This window comes from Pseudoclavibacter sp. CFCC 14310 (genome assembly GCF_008831165.1).
Taxonomy (GTDB): Bacteria; Actinomycetota; Actinomycetes; order Actinomycetales; family Microbacteriaceae; genus Pseudoclavibacter_A.
Genome location: NZ_WBKC01000001.1, coordinates 629,144 through 645,729 on the forward strand (window position 1 = coordinate 629,144; position 16,586 = coordinate 645,729).

At 64.9% G+C, this 16,586-nt stretch carries 26 protein-coding genes; 5 read left to right on the top strand and 21 right to left on the bottom strand.

Annotated elements, in window-relative coordinates:
• Positions 1–2: 2 nt before the first annotated feature.
• The 17 genes from F8O06_RS02800 to F8O06_RS02875 form a co-directional block, all read right to left on the bottom strand.
• Complete coding sequence (locus F8O06_RS02800) at positions 3–542, bottom strand: hypothetical protein (protein ID WP_158037337.1); 540 nt, start codon at positions 540–542, stop codon at positions 3–5.
• Positions 539–1,030 (bottom strand): hypothetical protein, encoded by a 492-nt coding sequence (locus F8O06_RS02805; RefSeq protein WP_158037338.1) that lies wholly within the window; start codon positions 1,028–1,030, stop codon positions 539–541. Before F8O06_RS02805 ends, F8O06_RS02800 begins: the two co-directional genes overlap by 4 nt.
• Positions 1,018–1,458: a hypothetical protein gene (locus F8O06_RS02810; protein ID WP_158037339.1), complete on the bottom strand. Its 441-nt coding sequence runs from the start codon at positions 1,456–1,458 to the stop codon at positions 1,018–1,020. The genes F8O06_RS02805 and F8O06_RS02810 overlap by 13 nt, the downstream gene beginning before the upstream one ends.
• Entirely contained in the window at positions 1,455–1,634 is a 180-nt protein-coding gene (locus F8O06_RS02815) for a hypothetical protein (protein ID WP_158037340.1), read from the bottom strand. The genes F8O06_RS02810 and F8O06_RS02815 overlap by 4 nt, the downstream gene beginning before the upstream one ends.
• Positions 1,631–2,374: a hypothetical protein gene (locus tag F8O06_RS02820; protein WP_158037341.1), complete on the bottom strand. Its 744-nt coding sequence runs from the start codon at positions 2,372–2,374 to the stop codon at positions 1,631–1,633. The genes F8O06_RS02815 and F8O06_RS02820 overlap by 4 nt, the downstream gene beginning before the upstream one ends.
• 14 nt (positions 2,375–2,388) lie before the next feature.
• On the bottom strand, positions 2,389–4,944 hold the full coding sequence (locus F8O06_RS02825) for a phage/plasmid primase, P4 family (protein ID WP_225733373.1): 2,556 nt from the start codon (positions 4,942–4,944) through the stop codon (positions 2,389–2,391).
• The gene (locus F8O06_RS12140) at positions 4,941–5,180 is read right to left on the bottom strand and encodes a hypothetical protein (protein ID WP_192496829.1); all 240 of its coding nucleotides are present in this window, start codon (positions 5,178–5,180) and stop codon (positions 4,941–4,943) included. The genes F8O06_RS02825 and F8O06_RS12140 overlap by 4 nt, the downstream gene beginning before the upstream one ends.
• A gap of 82 nt (positions 5,181–5,262) precedes the next feature.
• On the bottom strand, positions 5,263–6,003 hold the full coding sequence (locus F8O06_RS02830) for a hypothetical protein (protein WP_158037343.1): 741 nt from the start codon (positions 6,001–6,003) through the stop codon (positions 5,263–5,265).
• 29 nt (positions 6,004–6,032) lie between these two features.
• Positions 6,033–6,770: a hypothetical protein gene (locus F8O06_RS02835; RefSeq protein ID WP_158037344.1), complete on the bottom strand. Its 738-nt coding sequence runs from the start codon at positions 6,768–6,770 to the stop codon at positions 6,033–6,035.
• On the bottom strand, positions 6,767–6,955 hold the full coding sequence (locus tag F8O06_RS02840) for a hypothetical protein (protein ID WP_158037345.1): 189 nt from the start codon (positions 6,953–6,955) through the stop codon (positions 6,767–6,769). Before F8O06_RS02840 ends, F8O06_RS02835 begins: the two co-directional genes overlap by 4 nt.
• Positions 6,952–7,203 (bottom strand): hypothetical protein, encoded by a 252-nt coding sequence (locus tag F8O06_RS02845; RefSeq protein WP_158037346.1) that lies wholly within the window; start codon positions 7,201–7,203, stop codon positions 6,952–6,954. The genes F8O06_RS02840 and F8O06_RS02845 overlap by 4 nt, the downstream gene beginning before the upstream one ends.
• A gap of 2 nt (positions 7,204–7,205) precedes the next feature.
• Positions 7,206–7,571, bottom strand: coding sequence for a hypothetical protein (locus F8O06_RS02850; protein ID WP_158037347.1), 366 nt, complete (start codon positions 7,569–7,571; stop codon positions 7,206–7,208).
• A 16-nt stretch (positions 7,572–7,587) separates the two neighbouring features.
• Positions 7,588–7,941 carry a hypothetical protein gene (locus F8O06_RS02855; RefSeq protein ID WP_158037348.1) on the bottom strand — a complete coding sequence of 118 codons (354 nt, stop codon included), beginning with the start codon at positions 7,939–7,941 and terminating at the stop codon, positions 7,588–7,590.
• On the bottom strand, positions 7,938–8,144 hold the full coding sequence (locus F8O06_RS02860; protein WP_158037349.1) for a hypothetical protein: 207 nt from the start codon (positions 8,142–8,144) through the stop codon (positions 7,938–7,940). Before F8O06_RS02860 ends, F8O06_RS02855 begins: the two co-directional genes overlap by 4 nt.
• Positions 8,141–8,383, bottom strand: coding sequence for a hypothetical protein (locus F8O06_RS02865; RefSeq protein WP_158037350.1), 243 nt, complete (start codon positions 8,381–8,383; stop codon positions 8,141–8,143). Before F8O06_RS02865 ends, F8O06_RS02860 begins: the two co-directional genes overlap by 4 nt.
• 2 nt (positions 8,384–8,385) lie before the next feature.
• The gene (locus tag F8O06_RS02870; protein WP_158037351.1) at positions 8,386–8,655 is read right to left on the bottom strand and encodes a helix-turn-helix domain-containing protein; all 270 of its coding nucleotides are present in this window, start codon (positions 8,653–8,655) and stop codon (positions 8,386–8,388) included.
• A gap of 83 nt (positions 8,656–8,738) precedes the next feature.
• Positions 8,739–8,975 carry a helix-turn-helix domain-containing protein gene (locus tag F8O06_RS02875; protein ID WP_158037352.1) on the bottom strand — a complete coding sequence of 79 codons (237 nt, stop codon included), beginning with the start codon at positions 8,973–8,975 and terminating at the stop codon, positions 8,739–8,741.
• 100 nt (positions 8,976–9,075) lie between these two features.
• On the opposite strand from F8O06_RS02875, the gene F8O06_RS02880 reads away from it, so the two are divergent.
• Genes F8O06_RS02880 through F8O06_RS02890 form a run of 3 tightly spaced genes read left to right on the top strand, consistent with a single transcriptional unit; the run spans position 9,076 to position 10,519 of the window.
• Positions 9,076–9,570, top strand: coding sequence for a helix-turn-helix domain-containing protein (locus tag F8O06_RS02880; RefSeq protein ID WP_192496812.1), 495 nt, complete (start codon positions 9,076–9,078; stop codon positions 9,568–9,570).
• A gap of 11 nt (positions 9,571–9,581) precedes the next feature.
• Entirely contained in the window at positions 9,582–10,004 is a 423-nt protein-coding gene (locus F8O06_RS02885; RefSeq protein ID WP_158037354.1) for an ImmA/IrrE family metallo-endopeptidase, read from the top strand.
• A gap of 2 nt (positions 10,005–10,006) precedes the next feature.
• On the top strand, positions 10,007–10,519 hold the full coding sequence (locus tag F8O06_RS02890; protein WP_225733374.1) for a DUF4352 domain-containing protein: 513 nt from the start codon (positions 10,007–10,009) through the stop codon (positions 10,517–10,519).
• Positions 10,520–11,457: 938 nt separating this feature from the next.
• Here F8O06_RS02890 and F8O06_RS02895 read toward each other — a convergent pair.
• The 4 genes from F8O06_RS02895 to F8O06_RS02910 form a co-directional block, all read right to left on the bottom strand.
• Entirely contained in the window at positions 11,458–12,315 is an 858-nt protein-coding gene (locus F8O06_RS02895) for a potassium channel family protein (protein WP_225733347.1), read from the bottom strand.
• On the bottom strand, positions 12,285–12,929 hold the full coding sequence (locus tag F8O06_RS02900; protein WP_158037356.1) for a DedA family protein: 645 nt from the start codon (positions 12,927–12,929) through the stop codon (positions 12,285–12,287). Before F8O06_RS02900 ends, F8O06_RS02895 begins: the two co-directional genes overlap by 31 nt.
• Before the next feature lie 170 nt (positions 12,930–13,099).
• Positions 13,100–13,801 (bottom strand): iron transporter, encoded by a 702-nt coding sequence (locus tag F8O06_RS02905; protein ID WP_192496814.1) that lies wholly within the window; start codon positions 13,799–13,801, stop codon positions 13,100–13,102.
• 156 nt (positions 13,802–13,957) lie between these two features.
• Positions 13,958–15,436 (bottom strand): FTR1 family iron permease, encoded by a 1,479-nt coding sequence (locus F8O06_RS02910; RefSeq protein WP_158037358.1) that lies wholly within the window; start codon positions 15,434–15,436, stop codon positions 13,958–13,960.
• Positions 15,437–15,705: 269 nt separating this feature from the next.
• On the opposite strand from F8O06_RS02910, the gene F8O06_RS02915 reads away from it, so the two are divergent.
• Together F8O06_RS02915 and F8O06_RS02920 are read left to right on the top strand one after the other, a co-directional pair.
• Entirely contained in the window at positions 15,706–16,110 is a 405-nt protein-coding gene (locus tag F8O06_RS02915; RefSeq protein ID WP_158037359.1) for a fluoride efflux transporter FluC, read from the top strand.
• Positions 16,107–16,532 carry a fluoride efflux transporter FluC gene (locus F8O06_RS02920; protein ID WP_158037360.1) on the top strand — a complete coding sequence of 142 codons (426 nt, stop codon included), beginning with the start codon at positions 16,107–16,109 and terminating at the stop codon, positions 16,530–16,532. The genes F8O06_RS02915 and F8O06_RS02920 overlap by 4 nt, the downstream gene beginning before the upstream one ends.
• Positions 16,533–16,586: the final 54 nt, after the last annotated feature.

A 16,586-nucleotide genomic window follows, 5' to 3' on the forward strand; every position in this document is an offset into this window, starting at 1 on the left:
AGTCAGGCAACGGCGTGGGCTGTGTGTTCGTCGATGACGAGTCGCGCGTCCCACGCCACCATCTCGGGTGTCTCTAAATGCCCGCACATTGTGCACACGACCCGGATGTCGTCGCCCGCGAAGGCCGGCGGCTGCCACTCCAGGGCGAGCCGCCCGCACTGCCGGCAGCGCACATAGACGACCTGGTGTGGCTTCTCCTCGGTCGGCCAGTTGCGTGCCGCCGACTCGACCTCCTGCCACAGGCACCTGCACAGCCACTGACCTTGTAGGTCTGCTGCGGCGTCGCGCAGGTCATCCCAGGGCTGCAGCCGGTTGAGCAGGTCGTCGATCGTGTGCGCCGCCACCCAGGTGGCCGGGATCGGGAGCGGTGCTTCGGCGCGGCTGCTGCGCCCAGCCTGTTCGGTGGCGATGTGGCCGGCGGCGTACAGCCAGGGCACGAGCCACCTGCTGGTGCCGATGGCGCGTTCGAGGCGGTCGTACTGTCGCGGGGTGAGGTAGCCGACGGTCTCGGTGGGGTCGACCTCGGTGTACGTGTCGGTCACTTGGTTCCTTTCGATGGTCGCCCGGGGTGGCGTTTGATGCCGGCTTCGCAGCGCAGTTTGCGGATGGTCTCGCGGCTGCCGCCGACCTGTGTGGCGATGTCGGTGTCGGGGATGCCGGCGCGTGCGAGCTCGAGTACTCGTGCGGTGTATTCGGGGGTGATCTGGATGGCCGGGTGGTCGGGGTCGGGGTTGACGCGCAGGCCGAGGCGTCGGCGGTGTTGGATGACGAGGTGGACGGTGATGCCGAGCCGTTCGGCGATGACGCGGTCGCAGTGGCCGGCGGCGTGTAGGCGTCGCACGTTGATGCTGGTTGCGGCGGTGGCGCGGGTTGCAGGGTCGCGGGGTGTGTTGCGTGTGGCGCCGGCGGCCAGGTGCTCGAGCAGGTGGTGTACTTGGCAGCCTTTGGCGTCGGCGATGGCGCGCAGTGTGCGGTAGATGGCGGGCTTGAGCCTGACGGGTACGGTGACGGTGTTGTCTAGAACGGGCATTGGTCGAGCGATTCCTCTCTGGCCACGTCTGCGGCCTCGAACAGGTCTGGTTGGTGTGATGGGGCGACTGTCGGCTGTGCGGGCGTCCTGCGGGCTGTGGCGGCTGCTGGCAGGCATGTGGTGAACCGTCCGCCGCACAGATGCTCGGGGAGTACGACGGGGCGTGTGGCCGGCGTCTCCTGGTCGTGGCCGCCCCAGTAGAGCACCGGGTCGCGCAGGTCGAGCCGGTGGACAGCGAACTGCCACGCCCACGCCCAGGTGGGGCGCCCGGTGAGCACGCAAGCGGTCTCCTCCGGCAGGCTGATCGGTGTCGGGTCGACGAGCCGCTGCCCGGTGATCACGGTCGGCAGGGACTCTTCGGTGTCGGTGGCGAGCACGACCATGCGGCAGCGGGGGCAGCGCGACCAGGTGACGTGCTGGGCGGTCATCGCTTCGCCTGCTTGTCTTCGGCTCGGCGGCGCGAGATCTCGGCACGGTACAGGTCGACGGCCACGGTGTCGCCGGCCTCGCGGGCGACCTTGATCATGCCGCGCAGCCCCGACGTCGGGAACACTTTGCGGTCGCGCAGCGCGGCTTCGGCTTTCGGGATCCAGTCGGCGGTCATGAGCGGGCCTGCCGGTCGGCGAAGGCGATCGCGTCAGCGAACGTCGGGAAGATCGTGATGGTGCGTCCGTCTGGCCCGATGGGCTCGCTCGCGAACCAGAAGTGCATGCCCTTGTCGACCCGCCAGCGGCGCCGCTCCTGCGCGCGTTCGGATTGGGCGAACGTTCGTGGCTCGTTCGCGTGTTCGGTTGCCGGTGTTGGTCGGGTGACCCTTGGTGACCTGTTTTCCTGTTGAGCAGTCTCCTGCGCGCGCGTAGTAGTTAAGTTAATATGCGCGCGTGTGGTGCCTACATGTTGCAGAAACTGGTCACCAAGGGTCACCCGTGCCGTTGGATCGGCTTGTTTGTGCGGATGTAGCGGGTGACCAGTTTCTGAAAAACTGTTCCCCAACTGGTCACCCAGAGAAAAAACCGGTCCCCCGTTTCTGTGTGTTTGCTGTGTGGCAGGGTGACCAGTTGCCTGTCCGGGTGACCAGTTTTCAGGAGCCTGAGTCGAACTGGTCACCCGGTTGTCGAGTGGCCGTTGGCTGATGTATTGGAGTGGTGCGAACAGCTCAAGGAGCGCCTCATCTTTGCACTCGCCTGCGGTCGTTTCGCGGCGCCACCATGTTCGTTTTTTTGTCCAGGTTGAGCCGTACTTGTCTCTCAGGATTGCACGCGAGGGGAGTGTCTTGATCTGCTCGATCTTGAGGATGGGCCGCTCCATCCTGAGCTCTTGTATTGTCTTCTGCTTGTTTGTCATGGGTGTGGCTCCGTTCATTTGTTCCAGTACTCGGTGTCGATGACGGGTTCGTCTGTGGCGAGGGAGAGGTTGGTGTAGTAGTTGCGGCCGTGACTCTTCATGGATCCGAGCTCGGGCAGTTTCTGTTTGAGGGCACGGCCGAACGCGGTGACGTTGAGTTCGTGCTCGCCGGAGGATTGGCACCAGTTGATGTAGTCGGCGCGCACTTCAGCTTTTGGTACGGCCATGATGCTGCCGCCGCCGACTTTGAGCCGTTCGGCGGCGTACCGGCCGAGGTGGTCTTCTTCCTGCTTGTACTCGGCGGTGGCGGCGCGTACGGCGTCGGGTTCGTCGAGTCCTTCGTTCAGGTAGTCGACGGCTCCTTGGACGATCCAGGCGAGGATGCCGGCGCCTTCGTGTTCGATGAGGCGTTCCTGCAGGTTCTCGACGCGCTGCTCCTTGGTGACGGTGTGCAGGAATGGGATGAGGCGCAGGCGTCGCCAGAATGAGTCGCCGCCGGTTTCGACTTTGGGCTGCGAGTTGCCCATGAGCCAGAGCGTGTGTGACGGGGTGAAGGTGAAGAAGTCCTGCCGCATGTACCGGGCGGTGATTTTGTCGCCGCCTGTGAGCATTTTGACTTTGGCTTCGTCGAAGCGGGTGCCTTCGTTGATTTCTGAGGCGACGGCCATGCGCCTGCCTTGCAGGTTGGCGAGTTCGGTTTCGTGGCGGTCTCGGCCTGCGAGGAGGAAGTTGGGTGGTGTTTCGGTGGCGTATTCGCCGAGGATGCTGGTGATGGTTTCGAGGAACACGGTTTTGCCGTTGCCGCCTGATCCGTGGAGGAAGGGGAGGATGTTCTCGAGCACTTCGCCGATCGCGGACAGCCCGGTGAGGCGTTGCACGTAGGTGATCATTTGCTGGTCGCCTTCGAAGGTTTGCTCGAGGAATGTCGTCCAGAGGGGTGTGGGCTGCCCGTCGTCCATGCTGACGCGGGTCTGTTTGGAGTGGAACAGGGTCGGCAGGGGTTCGATGTGTGCGCCGGTGCGCAGGTCGATGGCGCCGTCGGGGGTGTTGAGCTGGTAGGGCTGCCGGTCGAATCGGTCGGCTGCGACGCGCATGTCGGGCATGGTTTTGAGGATGGCGACGGCGTTGGAGAGTGACCGTGCGCTGAGGGATTTGAGCCGGTGGGCGTGGGTTTGTTTGTCGACGTCTGGGAGCCGGTCTGCGATGTCGAGGGCGGCTTGGATGGCGGCTGCCTGGTCGGGCTGCCATTGCCAGCGGGTGTTCTCCCAGGTGGCCCATTTGCCTGCGTCGGGGATGTATTTGAGGGTGGTGGAGTATTCCTGTGCGGCGAGGCGGGCGTTGCCGGTGTCGGTGAGGTCGTCGTCTTCGCCGGTGGTGGTTGCGGGTGCGGGTGCTGCGCTGGCGGTGGTGCGGCCGCCTTGTACGACGGAGAGTGCGGGGCGCTCGGTCTGTGCGGGTGTTGCTTCGGCGGTCATATTATTCTGGCCGGCCTGAGATTGGAATGTTATTCCATCGGATGTAACAGGAGCGCTGTTATCTGCTTGGGGTGCCTCGCGCGGCGTGAGTTCGCGTGCTGCCCGTTTGCCGTATCCGGCGGCGTGGAGTGCACGGGCGGCGGCGGAGTGGTCGCCGCTGTGCTGCAGGAGCGCGTAGGCGCCGAACTTGGTGTAGGGCTTCTCTGCTTCGAACTCGGTGGAGGTGGAGAAGACGTAGAGGCGGTCGCGGTCGTCGGCGTGCCCGGTGGTGGCGGAGATGCCTTCGTCTTTGCCGGGGCGTCGCCAGTAGCGTGTGCGGCCGCGGGCGCCGAGCAGTGTCCAGCCCGCGGGGGTGAGGATGTCTGCCCAGTCGGTGCGCTGCTCGTAGTCGTCGCCGGGTTTCACGTCGCCGGGCTGATCGGTGACCTTTTCGTTGGCGCCACCGAATTGGTCATCCCAGATGCTGGCTGTCTGGGTGGAGTCCCAGGGTTCTTCCTCGGGGGTCTTGTCGAGGGCGAGGTTGAACACGAGGTGCAGTGCGTCGCGCTGCGCCTTGGTGATACTGGTGATGGTGTCGGGGCCGCCGAGGAGGCGCACGTATGGGCGCCCGGTGGGGTGGACGGTGCCGGCGGAGGGTGCGAGGACGACGAAGCCGCCTTCGCCGCGGGTCTCGGCCAACGTTTCGTGGTTGTCCGCGCGGGCGATCTTCTCGTTGCCTGGCACGGGTGCGTCGCTGATGCGGTAGAAGAGGTGCAGGCCGCCGGAGGGTGACTGTTCGGACCAGCCTTGGAGGATCTGCTGGTAGAGGCCGGTGAGTTCAGCCCCGTCGAGGAGTTCGAGGAGTGCGGGCATGTCGGACATGGCGCGGCCCTCGATTTCGAGGAGTTCGATGCTCCCGGAGATTGCGCCGGTGATCATGCCGACACCGAGTGGGCTGCCGTCGGGGAACCAGTCGGTGATCTGTTGTTCGGTGGCGCGCTCGCGGGTGTAGGGCTTCCAGGCGATGGCGGGTGATTTCGACCCGTCTGCTTTGACTGGCACGACGGATGCGCCGGCGGCGTGGAGCTGGAGCGCGGCGTCTATGATTGTGCTCATTTGGTGGCCTCGACCTTGGGAGAGTTGTGAGTAATTTGTACGTGGATTCGCATGGTGTCGATGTCGAGCTGATCGCGAACCCGGAGACGGATCCGGCGTTGACCGGCGCACAGGTCTTTCGTGTTGTGGAGACTGGTGCCCTTCGTGCCATCACGGACGATGATCAGCGATACATCTTTGGCGGTGGGGAGGGTGATCACGGGATCACGGAGCCTGCTCGCGACTGAGTTGTTCATGTGCCCCTGCCGCAGACTCGACTGCGGGTGTATGCCGTTCCAGGGGCGGCCTGCATGACGCTGCAGACGGGCGATTGGGCTGTTAGGCGACCTGCAGGCCGTTGGCTGCCGCGACCTGTCGGACGGTTGCCTCGTCCACGCCGGTGGCGCGGGTGAGGGTGTCGAGCGGCGTTCCGAACTGCAGGAGGGGCAGCACCTTGGCGACGACGGCCGGGTCGATCGCGGGCGCTGCAGGCTGTGGTGTCTGCTGGATCGGGGTCTGCACTGGCTGGGGTGCCTGCTGTGCCGCCGGCACCTGCTGGGTTGGCTGTGCGGCGGGCTGCTGCACGTAGCCCTGCTGGACGGGCTGTGCAGCGGCCTGTGAGAGTGCCTGGTCGATGCCCGCCGGCGCACCCTTGACCAGCGTGTACGTGTAGTCCTTCTGCGTGAACGTGCCGGTCTTGCCCTGCACCTGCTTCTCGCCGACGAACGTGGCGGTCATGACCGTGCCGGGCACGAGGATCTCGGACGCCTTGTGTGCGCCTGACGCCTGGATGGCGGCGGCGAGCGCCTGCTTCTTCGACCCCCAGGCGTTGATGTAGAGGGCGCGGATGCCGTCGTCGTCAGGGTCGTCGTGCTCGGTGGTCTGCAGCTGGATGACGAACTGCATCTTCGGGTCACCGGAGGGGAACACGGCGGGCTGGTTGGTGCCGTATTCGGTCTGCTGACGGTAGTCGACGGCGGTGATGGTGCCTGTCACCGTGGTGCCGGGTGCACTGTACTTGTCGAAGGGGGACTTGCCGCTGCCGGCGAATGCTTTGTCGAGGTCTTCGAAGTTGACCATGATGTGTTGCTCCTTTGTTGTGGTGGTGATCAGGCGAGTGCCCGGTCGATTCGTTGGGTCTTGGTGCCCCGGTTGCGTTGCTCTGTCTTGCACCAGGGGCAGAATGGGTTGCTGCAGGGGTCGTATGCGGCGAGCGCCGCATCTTTCCCGACGACGCGCACCATTTCGGCGAGCATGTTGAGCCGTGCGAGCGCGTCGAGGGCGACCTGCTCGTCGTAGGGCTCTGTCCACAGGAACCTCTTTGACCATTCGGCTTCCCTGGGGAGGAAGCAGATGGCGACGGCCTGCACCGGGTATCCGCGGCGCGCCCACCCTCGCCCGTACAGGTGTGCTTGGGTGCGGTACTGGCGGGACGGGCCGTGCGTGCGGTACTTCGACAGGGTCGAGTTGCCGACGATCTTGTGGTCGAGGACGGTGCCGGTGAACGTGTCAAAGAGGTCCGTGCTGCCGGTGATGTGCGTGTCGCCGAGTTCTCCGACGTCGACGCGGTCTTCGCAGATCCACCGAATCACCGGATCGTAGTGGGCGTTGTCGGTGTTGAACCATTCTTCGAGCTGCGTGTGCATGGCTGTGCCCAGTGCTGGCTTCCAGGGGATGCGACTGTCGGCTGGTTCGTCGTCGCCTGCGATCTTGTGGATGAGGCGGCGCTCGCAGTCGATGCCGATCTCGGACGGGCCGATGCGTTTCTGCAGGCTGCGTGGGTGGGCGGCGATGGACTCTTCGATGACTTGCACGTAGTCGGCGAGGACGTCCCGTGTGTCGCTCATGACGAGTGCTCCTGGCGGATCATGCGCGCCCACCATTCGGCGTCGCCGTCGATCTTGTAGACGACGTTGGCGATCGCTTCGGCGAGCTCGGACGCGGTCTTGGTGTCGAGGATGTGCACGTGCCCGTTGATGGTGGCGCGCACTTCACCACGGGTGGTCTTGCCGACCGAGCAGGTGACGCTCATGCTGGTCGCCTCTCTCCGGTGTGCGCCAGGCGGAACACCTGGGCGGGGCGCTGGTGTATGCCTTGGGTGGCTTCGGTGAGCACCTCGGCGAGCTGGGCGGCTTCGGTGACGGGGATGAGCAGGGTGCGGTCGCGGATGCTGCCACCTTCGACGACCGGTATACGGACACGCAGTGCTGTGGCGACGCCGGGCACGTCGATGTCGGCGAGCACAGCGGGCGACTGGAAACGAATGTGCTGGGCGGGCATGCTCACTTCACCTCGTCGATGTGGACGGTGGGCGCCGACTGTGTTTGGAATGCCTCGAGCGCGGCCGGGGCGAACTGCTTCTTCACTGCGGCAGTGTCGAGCTTCGCCGCGTACAGTCCTGGGTACTGGGCTGCCGGGTAGGCCTTCTCGATCTTCTTTGCGTCGATGCGGCGGGCGCCCTGCTGGATGCGCACCTTGAAGCCTGCGACCAGGTCGGTGCGTGGCTCGGTGATGTGTTGCAGCAGCACTTCGTCGATCTGCTCGATGCGTTCCTTCCTTTCCGCGATCTCGGCGGCCAAGTCGAGGCGTTCGATCGCGAGGGCACGTAGCTGCTCGTCCGTGGCCTGGGTGGCGGTGGTTTCAGTCATGCTGGTGTGCTCCGTTTCAGATGAGGTTGAGGATGGTGAGGAAAGTGGCCAGGGTGAGGGTCACGTACTGGTCGGCTGGCTGGCCTTTGCCGCGGCGCTTGTGCACCACGACCCCGCCGAGCACGTCAGGAAACCGCTTGTCGGCGTTGCCCGCCTCGGCGTCCGCCTGGGCGACCCAGTCAGCCAATTCCATGCGCTGGTGGTTCTTCGCCTCGATGACGATCCGCCCGCTAGGTGTGGGCAGGTGCAGGTCGCCGTCATCGGCGGTGCCCTTGAGCGCGCGGCGTTCGACCGGCTGGCCGACCACGTCGGACAGGTAGCCTGCGAGCGCCGTCTCGAACGCGGTGCCCTTCTGCTTGCTGCGGCTCATTCGTCGACCTCGATTCGGGTCAGCTGTTCTGGTGCCGCCGAGGCGTTCGTGTAACGCTTCTTGGACTCTGGGTAGGGCTCGAGACTGACGATGGTCTTGCCGGTGTATGACTGAGAGCCGGCAGTGATGGAGTTCACGCGCCACTGCAGCTTGGACTTGCCGCGGGTGACGATGTCACCGACCCTGATCATGCTGCGGTTCATGCTGCCCGCCTTCCGTGGTCGCGTGCCGGCTCGAGCACGGCATCGGGGTCCTGCTCGGCTCGCCATTCGTCGACCATCTGGGTGACGGCGCCGGCGATAGCCAGGCCGATGAGGGTGATCGCCGCAGCGCCGAGCACCGCCCACACCCAGCCGGGCACGGTGACGAGCGCGGCAGAGAACGCGATCACGGACAGGAGGGTGAGCAGCCAGACGATGCAGATCATGTGGAAGCGGGTCATGGTCAGATCACCGCCCGGAGTCCACGCTGGATGCGTTCGCGGTCGCGTTTGCCGCGGCGTGCGGTCGAGCGGGGCGCGTGGTGCAGCAGTTCGAAGATCGCTTCGAGGTCGTCGTGGGTGATGACCCGGTTGCGCTCGCTGATCTTGGTGTGTGGCCATGCGCCGGAGTAGATGCGTTTGCGCACCAGGTCGCGGGGGACGCGCAGGATCTCTGCGACCTCGTCGAGGGTGTAGACGGCCGGGCGGTCGCCGGTAGGATTGGTGTCAGGCATGAGAGCCTTTCCTCTCTTGTTCTTGGCCCTGCCGGGTGCGATCCGGTGGGGCCTTTTATGTCAGTGGGTCGGTGTTGACTTGGTCAGGCGACGTCGGCGACGCTCGTCTCGATCGGATTGGCGACGAACTCGGCCAGCTTCGACATCGCGTTGGCGATGTAGCGTGGCGTGACGTTCGGCGCCTTCCCCGTCTCCACCTGCGAGAGGTAAGAGGGCGAGGAACCGACGAGGCGTGCGGCTTCGGCGAGCGTGAGACCAGCCATTTCGCGTACCGCCCGGATGCTTGTCCCGGCGGCTGCGGTGGTGGTTGCTGTGCTCATGTGTAAGAACGTAGCACAGTTACACACAGAGATGTGTCAGCTTGGTTTGATGTTGCGCTCACAGTTACCCTCAATGTGTAACTGTGGTACTGTTATCCCCATGACAACGCCGGATGATGTGCAAAAGATTTTTTCCACGATTTTCGACGTGGACTCTCTGACATTGGACGAGCGACAGAAACTCGGTCCGAAAGTGCGCGAGGCTCGCCTGAGCCTCGGGATGAAGCAAGCGGAGCTTGCGGACGCCGCTGGTATCTCACGCAAGACGCTGTCCGACCTCGAGCAGGGGCGCCGCGGCGCGCAGGCCGGTGTGCTCCACAAAGTGCTGTCAGTCCTGGGTGTGCCGCAGGTTGGCGACGCCGAGACCAAGTACAGCGAGGCGACACAGCTGTTCATCGCGTCGACGGCACCGATCTTCGACACGCTTCCAGTCGATGAGCAGAGTGGTGCTCACGAGGATGTGGTGGCATTGCTGGCGTCTCGTCTCGCGCGTGCGAACCGTGGTGGCCTCCGCCTTGTCGGTGGCATGGACGAGGATGAGCGCAGAGCCGCCTCGCATGACCAGGGCGGGCTCGAAGAGAGCGACCTGGACTGATAGGGGAGAGCATGGGGGAGACGTACGATCCGGGCGTCGAGGCAGACCGTCTCGGCGCCCGTGTCATCGAATGGGCGGCACCGTTGCGGCCCGGCGAGAACGGGCTCTACCTGGACGATTTCCGGCTGATCATCCTGCGCCCGAAACTCGAGCCGATCGCCCAGCGCTCCGTGCTCGCTCACGAGGTGGAGCATGCCCGCTCCCATGACAGGCCGACACGGCTGACGAAGCCACGCATGGAGCGCCTCGCCGACGAGCGGGCGGCCGCGAGGCTGATCGACGACGACCGCTTGGACGACCTCATGCGCACGTACCCATCATGCGCGGCACGGTGGGCGGTCGACCTGCAGGTGTCCCCGCACCTGCTGACCGTGCATCTGGACGCCACCGGTAGGATGATCCCGGATCTCACCGACGACGCGATAGGGGCATGAGCATGGGGGAATGGCGCAAGGCAGGGGCGATCGCGGCCGGAGGTGCCGTGCTCGCGACCCTCCTCCTGGCAGGATGTTCGACAGAGACGGAAAGTCAGGACAGCACTCCGGCTTCGACCGACCAGACCTTGAAAGTTGGGGAGACCGCACATACTGATGGTGGTGACGTCACCGTGCACTCGGTAAAGCGATACGCGGTCCCCGAGAATACTCCGGATGGGGAGCCGCGCCTGTCGGCCGATGTCGAGCTTTGTAACACGAGCGACGCAAGCTACGAATACTCATCGAGCCCCTGGGAGTTGGCTCTGGACGGTGGCTACCGCATGCACACTGCCAGCACCCTGTACGACCCCGAGCAGCCCTACTACGGGCTGCCGTCCGGAACGCTGCAGGCAGGCAAGTGTGCGCGCGGCAACATCCCATTCAGTCTCGGAAGCGTGACAGACCCGAAGCCTGTCGAGATCACGTACTCTCCGCAGCGCATCAAGACGGTCATCACCTGGACGATCAGCTGACCCATACTGCCCGTTGAAATTTCAACGGAACCAGGCCGAAACCGGCTCTAGGCGGTCACCCAGAAATGGCTGTACCCGCGTAAACACTGGGGTGACACGCCCGGGCGGGCGTCCGTAAGGGGTTCGATTCCCGGCGGCTCCACAATGAAACAAAGAAACACTGAACTGCAGCCTCTGCTGTCGACACGACCAGTCGTGTTGACGCGGAGGCTGCTGCCGTTTCCGTGCGTCACCGACACGCAGCACCCGCTCTGCCGAACAAGTATCATGGCCGAAGTGCGCTGTCCGACATAGGCCAGCCCACGGAGCCGCACAAGCGCCCCCCGATCGATCGCATCCCCAATGAGCTGCTCTCGACATCCGTGTGAGCGCCTCGGCAGCCTCCGGGAAGGGCACATCACTACGGAGCGGAGTGCTGCCGTTGATGAGAAGGCTAGTGAAGAGACCACCGTTGGAAAGATCGCCATTGAAGAGAAAGACGCCGCTGCGAGTCGCCTTCGCCGCTGCCCTTCTGCTGGCGACTGCAGCGGGAGCCGCTGGGTGTGGTGACACCGCCGGCTGCGACGACAACGAACCCAAGAGCTCCTCAGCGGCGACGGTCAGCGTAGCGCCAGCTGTGGTGTCATCGTGGAAGACGCGTGGAGGCCATGGCCACGGGCACGGGCACGGGCACGGGCACGGGCGAGATCATGACACCCACACCGAGGGGTGGTGGCCCCCATTCGGCGGACGCTCCCACAGTCATCCATGTCACACCGCGACCCCTGACGTGGGAAGCGATCGCACGCCCTGACCGGCCACGTCGATCGTGTGCCCTCGCTGTTCGAGCAAGATCGAGGTCACACCAGCGCTCGTCGACGCACAAAATCAGTCGCCGCCAGACCCAGTCGCCGCCAGCCCCAGTCGCGCACCGACCTTTGATCGCGGCGAACGCCGAATCATGTCTGGTCGGAGGATGCGGGCGCGACCGCGGCATCCGTCGATGCGTCTGTTTGCGAGGCGGGCGGATGCGGAGTCGTGTGGCCTTTCTGCGCAGCGAGCAGCTGATCGATCTTGCCTTCGAGCTCACGGAACTGCGCGCGGGTCGCGGCCTGATTGTCTTCGTCGACCTGATGGATGCGCTCGACGATCCACGAGGCGAGCGTGCCGGTCACGGTGCTGATCAGCGTGATGCCACCGGCCATGAGTGTGATGGCCACAAGGCGCCCGGTGAGCGTCACGGTGGTGAGATCGCCGTAGCCGACGGTCGTGATGGTGACGATGCTCCACCAAATCGCGTCGCCGTAGGTCTCGATGCTCGATCCAGGCTGACCGCGTTCAGCGTCGAGGATCGCGAGCGACCCCACGAGCACGAGCATGCCGACGGTGCCGATCACATAGACGAGGATCTTGCCGCGCAGCGCGGCACCGGCTGTGCGCTGCAGCACGCGCAGCAGAGTGACCAGGCGCAGCAGCCTGAGCGGCCGAGCCATCGGCAGCAGCACCATTGCCAGATCCAGCAAGTGTGTGTAGAACCAGCGCCAGCGGGGTCGAGCGAGGAGAATCGAGACCACATAGTCGACGAGGAAGATCGCCCAGGTGACATTCATCGTCCACTCGGTGATGGTGCGCAGACGGCCGTCGAGGTCGCCGAGCACCTGCCAGGCGTAGGCGAAGAGAAAGACCAGTGCGGCGATGGCCAGCGGCCAGTCGGTGGCGCGCTTCCAACGCTCCAAGTCGGCCCCGAAGGTGCGCTTCGACTCGAACATCGTCTCCCCGATCGCGTTCAGGCAGCCGCTCGTCGACTCTGCAGCCATCCGACCGCGAGTCTGATGGCCACGGGCAGAACCGACAGCACGACGATGAGAATGAGAATGACGTCGACATGGTCGGCTATCCAGGGGATGCCGCCGAGCAGATGCCCGGCCACCGGAAGCCCGATGCCCCAGATCAGGGCGCCGATGCCGTTCCAGAACAGGAATCTGGTGCGTCCGTAGCCGGCGACGCCTGCTGCGAAGGGAACGAATGTGCGAATGATCGGAATGAACCGAGCCAAGAGAATTGCCGGCCCGCCGAAGCGTGCGAAGAAATGACTGGCCTTCGCCGAATGAGGGGCGAGGCGGCCCTGCACAGAGCGGGCGATGCGCTCACTGCGCAGTGAGAGGCGGCCGATGCTGTAGCCCGTCTGATCGCCTGCGAACGCCATCACGGCGATCACCAGACACACCAGCCACAGCGGCAGTGCCGAGAGCGCCTCGTTCTGCGACTGAGCGGCGCCGGTCAGCATGCCGAGCAGAAAGACCAGCGAGTCTCCCGGCAGAAAGAAACCGATCAGCAGGCCCGTCTCGGCGAAGACGATGACTGCGCAGACGACCAGCGCCCATGGGCCGGTGGTAGCGAGAATGAGGTGAGGATCGAGCCAAGGAAACACCTGCTCACTCTACTCGCCGGATGGCCCGGTCGCGCCCGTCTCACAGCCACGCCTTCTGCGCTGAAATGACGGCGGTCGCCTGTCGTCTGCCGGAGGGAACGCCATCCGTGACAGAGACAGGCGACCGTGCGGGTGGACATCCGGACGCCGCCGTCAGCGTCAGCCGTCGATTAGGCGCGAGGATCGTCGACGATGCACTTCTTCTGCTCAGCGGTGTAGAGCCAGTCCATGCTCACGTCGAACGGAGCGAACCACTCGGTGGCTTCGATGCCGGTGCGCTTGTCCTGGTGCAGGCCGTAGTTCTTCGGAGGCGCGATGTGGAACGTCACCGTGTACTCTCCGGGGTTCTCCAGCGATCCAACGAGCCCGGCGGCCTCTGCCGACTTCGGGATGTTCGTGCCGTAGTGCGACCCGTCGGCGGCGTTCATCTCCATGAACATGCCCTTGACGATCTCTTTGCCTGACTTGTCGGTGACCGTGTAGTCGATATTGAGGTCTGCCGGTGTCTCGTCGACTGACCAGCCGTACTTGGTGCCCTCTTCATTGACCTTGACGTCGAGCTCGATGTGCGCGATCGAATCGGCGTAAGCCGGCATCATGCCGCCGTCAAACGCCATGTCGCCGGGCTGAAAGTAGTTGGCCTCCATATGGAACGGGCCCTCATCGGCGTCTCCGACGGGAATCTCATGGTTCTGACCGTCGTCTTCAGGCGTACCGCACACCGAAGGGGCCAGGCGGGCGTCTTCAGCGGACGAATCGCTGCTCGCGGCCGCACTGCTCTGCGTGCTGGCATTGTCGCTCGATGAGCAGCCGGTCAGCGCCAGCGTGCTGGCGGATGCGACCAGGCAGATGCCCAGTGCGGTGCGGGTCATGCGGTTCATTGTCATTCTTTGCTCCTTTGTCTCTGGGCGACCGGACGTCGCCCCGAATGGGGGAAAACTGCGGGGAAGGGTGATGGCTGGCGCCCAGAACACATGCTGCAGCCAGTCAACGGTGGGCTGATATCGGCCGGGTCTGTGCGGTCGTGCTCAGTCGTCGCTCTTCGCCGAGCTCAGTGCTGCCTCGGCGAGTTCACGTTTCTCGCGGCGCAGCTGTCTGTTCTGTGCCATGGTCAGCCAGACAGCGGCGACGACCAGAATGAGCTGCGGCAGCAGCGTTTCGGCACGTGGGTAGAGCCCGAGTACGGGCACTGTCAGCCAACTGAGTGAGGGAATGCTGGTCTGCCCCAGAATGAAGCCGGCCTCACCGAGCTCCACCACTCCGTTGCCCACGAAGACGATCGCGAGCAGGAAGAGCAGGGCCGAGGTCGCCTTGAACACGATGCCGATCGGCAGCTTCACCGCGAAGTAGCGGAAGACGACGAAGACGCCGACGAGCAATGCCGCGGCTGCGGCGATGCCGATGCCGACCCAGAGCGAGTCGGCCATGCCCCCTTGGAACGCGGCGGCATAGAACAGCACGAGCTCGGCGCCCTCTCGGCTGACGGCCAGGAAGGCTGCGAACGAGAGCAGCCACATGCTGCCTGTGGTGATCGACTGGTCGACCTTTCCGCGCACATACCGCTCCCAGGCCTGTTCGTCGGATTTGCTGAGCATCCAGTTCGAGATGTAGAAGAGCACGAGCACCGCGAGGAACATCGTGCCGCCTTCGAGCATCTCCTGCCCCGCACCCGCGTTCTGGAACACCGCGCTCAACAGCACGGCCAGCAGAATGGAGACCCCGATGCCGGCGAGCACGCCCCAGTAGACGTACTTCGTCAGCTGTCTGTTGCCTGACCGAACCAGGTACAGCACGATCGCTGCGACGACGAGCAAGGCCTCAAGGCCTTCGCGGAGCAGAATCGTGAAGGCTGTGACGAACGAGTAGACGCGGCGTGCCTCGGGCGTGACCGCCGTTGTCGAACGCTGGTCGAGCAGTTTCTGTGCGGCGGCCTCTTTCTGATCCTCAGGCAGGTCGTCTGCGATCACGCCGTCGAGCTCGAGCGCATCGCGTGCTGCGTTCAGTTTGATGCTCTCGATGGTGCTGCGCGCGGCAGCGGAGTCTTTGGCCTTGGCCTGGGACTTGGCCTTGCCGAACAGGCCTTCCATCATGGGCTTGCGGTTGCCGCTCAGTGACATCGACGGCCCCTCAAGCAGTGGGTCGTAGTACTTGAAGTAGGCGTTCTGCACCTCGCGGTAAGCCGACTCGTAGTCGGAGCCGTCCAGAGCGTCGATGGCGCTGTCGAGGGTGTCGGCGATCTTCAGTGCGACGTCTTGGTTGCTGGTCTCTGAGGTGTCGGCGGCAGCGTGCGCGGGAGTGGGGGAGAGGGCGACCCCGATGAGCGCCATCAGCGCCAGCGTGAGGCAGACGATGACGCGACCGATCCTGGCCAAACGGGGGTCGAGAGCTGCGACCGCAGATCGCGTCGGCTGCGAGGCTGGGCGCCGCACCGCCGATACGGATGTGGTCTGGGAGTGCGACGCGACGACGCGCGGCGCCTGATTCTGCAGAGATTGGCTGTGTGCCACGACTTCCCCTAAAGGTCTGATGATGCCTTAGTGAGGTTAGACCTTCCTAATTTATTCGGCAACCCGAACATTCTGCGAAGGCTACCCTGACACTGCACTGTGAGGTGGGGCGCATCTCGGCCTGTTCGCAGCCGGGCCGCGGAACTGTCCAGAACAGATCTGCCCAGAACCGGCCTGTCCAGAACAGATCTGCCCAGAACGGGCGCTGCCCAGAACGGCGCTGCCCGGTCGTGTAGGTCGCCGCATCATGGGGAGCGCATAATGGCTGCATGGTGAAAGCGCGCGGCTGGTTCCAGAACGTGTGGCCGGTGGCCGTCGGCGGCATGTTCGGCACGGCAGCGAGGGCCTCGATCGAGAGCGCCCTGCCGGTGGTCTCCGGATGGCCCTGGCCGACATTTCTGATCAACCTCGGCGGGTCTCTCATGCTCGGCCTGCTCACGGGGCTGCTCGCTCGCGGTGCGAGCGTCGGGTGGCGACGCCTGCTGCGTCTCGGCGTCGGCACCGGGGTCATCGGCGGGTTCACCACCTACAGCACGTTCGTGATGGAGGTCGATATGCGACTTGCGGGAGGCAGCACGACGCTGGCGCTGCTCTACGCGTTCGCCAGCATCCTCATGGGCGTGGCCGCTGCGATCGCAGGTCTGGTCATCGGGCGAAAGGCGGTGCGGGCATGACCTTCGCACTGCTTGCACTGACGTCGATCGCGGGCGGCGTCGGCTCTGGCCTGCGCTATGTCGTCGACACGCTGGTGACCGGTCGGCGGCTCGAATCATCGCCGAACGGCATGCCGATGGGCACGATCGTCGTCAACCTGAGCGCCTGCCTGCTGCTGGGGGTGCTCACCGGATGGGCGGCAGCGGAGGCTGCGCCGACGGTGGGGGCGGGGTCAGCCGGCGCGGATGTCTCGACCGGAGTGACCGTGCTCGGCGTCGGTCTGCTGGGCGGGTATTCGACGTTCAGCACAGCCTGCGTCGAGACCGGTCGTCTGCTGCTTCAGGGCAGGGTGCGGCAGGCGGTGGCACATGGGCTCGGCATGATCGTCGGATGCCTCATCGCCGGCATGATCGGCATCGCTTTGGGCGGGCTGCTCGGCTAGCGGCGCCGCCGTTCTGCGGCGAACTGGCGCCGTGTTCGGCTCGGTCGTCGAGCC

Bases quoted from the DNA above. Each gene is read 5' to 3' on its own strand.
- F8O06_RS02920 (WP_158037360.1), top strand. From the start codon at position 16,107: ATGACCTTCGCACTGCTTGCACTGACGTCGATCGCGGGCGGCGTCGGC.
- F8O06_RS02830 (WP_158037343.1), bottom strand. From the start codon at position 6,003: ATGGTCAACTTCGAAGACCTCGACAAAGCATTCGCCGGCAGCGGCAAG.
- F8O06_RS12140 (WP_192496829.1), bottom strand. From the start codon at position 5,180: ATGAACAACTCAGTCGCGAGCAGGCTCCGTGATCCCGTGATCACCCTC.
- F8O06_RS02915 (WP_158037359.1), top strand. From the start codon at position 15,706: ATGGTGAAAGCGCGCGGCTGGTTCCAGAACGTGTGGCCGGTGGCCGTC.
- F8O06_RS02820 (WP_158037341.1), bottom strand. From the start codon at position 2,374: ATGACAAACAAGCAGAAGACAATACAAGAGCTCAGGATGGAGCGGCCC.
- F8O06_RS02885 (WP_158037354.1), top strand. From the start codon at position 9,582: ATGGGGGAGACGTACGATCCGGGCGTCGAGGCAGACCGTCTCGGCGCC.
- F8O06_RS02860 (WP_158037349.1), bottom strand. From the start codon at position 8,144: ATGAACCGCAGCATGATCAGGGTCGGTGACATCGTCACCCGCGGCAAG.
- F8O06_RS02905 (WP_192496814.1), bottom strand. From the start codon at position 13,801: ATGACCCGCACCGCACTGGGCATCTGCCTGGTCGCATCCGCCAGCACG.
- F8O06_RS02855 (WP_158037348.1), bottom strand. From the start codon at position 7,941: ATGAGCCGCAGCAAGCAGAAGGGCACCGCGTTCGAGACGGCGCTCGCA.
- F8O06_RS02810 (WP_158037339.1), bottom strand. From the start codon at position 1,458: ATGACCGCCCAGCACGTCACCTGGTCGCGCTGCCCCCGCTGCCGCATG.
- F8O06_RS02805 (WP_158037338.1), bottom strand. From the start codon at position 1,030: ATGCCCGTTCTAGACAACACCGTCACCGTACCCGTCAGGCTCAAGCCC.
- F8O06_RS02825 (WP_225733373.1), bottom strand. From the start codon at position 4,944: ATGAGCACAATCATAGACGCCGCGCTCCAGCTCCACGCCGCCGGCGCA.
- F8O06_RS02865 (WP_158037350.1), bottom strand. From the start codon at position 8,383: ATGACCCGCTTCCACATGATCTGCATCGTCTGGCTGCTCACCCTCCTG.
- F8O06_RS02850 (WP_158037347.1), bottom strand. From the start codon at position 7,571: ATGACTGAAACCACCGCCACCCAGGCCACGGACGAGCAGCTACGTGCC.
- F8O06_RS02880 (WP_192496812.1), top strand. From the start codon at position 9,076: ATGACAACGCCGGATGATGTGCAAAAGATTTTTTCCACGATTTTCGAC.
- F8O06_RS02840 (WP_158037345.1), bottom strand. From the start codon at position 6,955: ATGAGCGTCACCTGCTCGGTCGGCAAGACCACCCGTGGTGAAGTGCGC.
- F8O06_RS02890 (WP_225733374.1), top strand. From the start codon at position 10,007: ATGGGGGAATGGCGCAAGGCAGGGGCGATCGCGGCCGGAGGTGCCGTG.
- F8O06_RS02835 (WP_158037344.1), bottom strand. From the start codon at position 6,770: ATGAGCGACACACGGGACGTCCTCGCCGACTACGTGCAAGTCATCGAA.
- F8O06_RS02895 (WP_225733347.1), bottom strand. From the start codon at position 12,315: ATGGCTGCAGAGTCGACGAGCGGCTGCCTGAACGCGATCGGGGAGACG.
- F8O06_RS02815 (WP_158037340.1), bottom strand. From the start codon at position 1,634: ATGACCGCCGACTGGATCCCGAAAGCCGAAGCCGCGCTGCGCGACCGC.
- F8O06_RS02875 (WP_158037352.1), bottom strand. From the start codon at position 8,975: ATGAGCACAGCAACCACCACCGCAGCCGCCGGGACAAGCATCCGGGCG.
- F8O06_RS02870 (WP_158037351.1), bottom strand. From the start codon at position 8,655: ATGCCTGACACCAATCCTACCGGCGACCGCCCGGCCGTCTACACCCTC.
- F8O06_RS02845 (WP_158037346.1), bottom strand. From the start codon at position 7,203: ATGCCCGCCCAGCACATTCGTTTCCAGTCGCCCGCTGTGCTCGCCGAC.